The 1,174-nt window shown below is 46.7% G+C and carries 3 protein-coding genes; all 3 read right to left on the reverse strand.

Annotated elements, in window-relative coordinates:
- Positions 1-234: hypothetical protein (locus tag B3O33_RS11760; protein WP_292363654.1), on the reverse strand; the 234-nt coding region annotated here is incomplete at its 3' end.
- On the reverse strand, positions 195-809 hold the full coding sequence (gene slmA / locus B3O33_RS11765) for a nucleoid occlusion factor SlmA (protein ID WP_292360360.1): 615 nt from the start codon (positions 807-809) through the stop codon (positions 195-197). The genes B3O33_RS11760 and slmA, both read right to left, overlap by 40 nt.
- Positions 806-1,174: acetylglutamate kinase (argB, locus tag B3O33_RS11770; RefSeq protein WP_292363656.1), on the reverse strand; the 369-nt coding region annotated here is incomplete at its 5' end. The genes slmA and argB, both read right to left, overlap by 4 nt.

The raw sequence follows: 1,174 nt of genomic DNA on the forward strand, positions 1-1,174 counted from the left end.
CAGAATCAGACATAAAATATCTGTATTTATTCGATCATGGTGTTGTTCCAACACGGTAATGTCAGTGTTAGCCGCTTTTATTTCCAAAACAGCTGAATCAATTGTGTCGGGATCAATCACAGTAATATTCAGATCTTCATTGCCAGCCACATTAATCAGACTGGGTATTGAAAGACCTAACACCACCACATTGATCATGCGTATGTCCTGAGTATCGGGTTGATGAGTTGCCATTGTTGCTCCCACCCCTGAAGTGGTGACTGACGGAATCCACTACGAACAAACTGCTGAAGACGCCCCTCAACAATACTGAGTAATAGATTAGCCGTCTCATTAACGGGTCGTCCGCCAGCCTGAGTCAACGTTAGTTCCCTTTCACGCAGAATTTGCCGGAACTGTGTTTCCAGCCGGTCAAAAAATTGACTGACTCGTTGGCGGAGCCGCTCCGTTTCGCCGGTTAATGCAGTTCCAACGAGTACACTACTGATACCCGGGTTTTTTGCGCTGAACCCCAGTATCAGCGCCATAATTTTTTCACATCGGGAAACTGCATTATCATCTTCATCAAGGATTCTGCGGATAAGGCCAAAGACCGTATCTTCTGAAAACTCGATAAGCCCTTCAAACATTCTTGCTTTACTGGGGAAATGGCGGTAGAGCGCCGCTTCAGAAACCTCTAAACTTTCAGCTAGCTGTGCTGTGGTAATGCGTTGACCGGGATGGAGTTCCAGTTGCGTTGCCAATGCTTCCAGTATGGCTTGATGACGCGACTGTTTATTCAGGGCGCGTGTAGATTTTTTTTCTGTCATCGACCGCCTCCACGAATCAGCGTACCAACACCCTCATCCGTAAACATTTCCAACAAGACAGCATGCTGTACACGACCATCGATGATGTGTGAACTGGTCACCCCTGCTTGAACTGCATCTAATGCACAACCGATTTTAGGCAACATTCCACCGTAAATGACACCTTCCGCAATTAAATCATTGACTTGTTTTGCATTCAAGCCCGTGAGCAAATTTCCGTCAGCATCCAGTAGCCCGGGCGTGTTTGTCAATAGGATCAACTTTTCAGCCTGCAAAACCTCAGCAATCTTGCCGGCAACCAGATCGGCATTGATATTATAGGATTGTCCATCCTTGCCCACACCAATTGGGGCAATGACCGGAAT

Source organism: Methylophaga sp. UBA1464 (assembly GCF_002325665.1).
GTDB lineage: Bacteria > Pseudomonadota > Gammaproteobacteria > Nitrosococcales > Methylophagaceae > Methylophaga.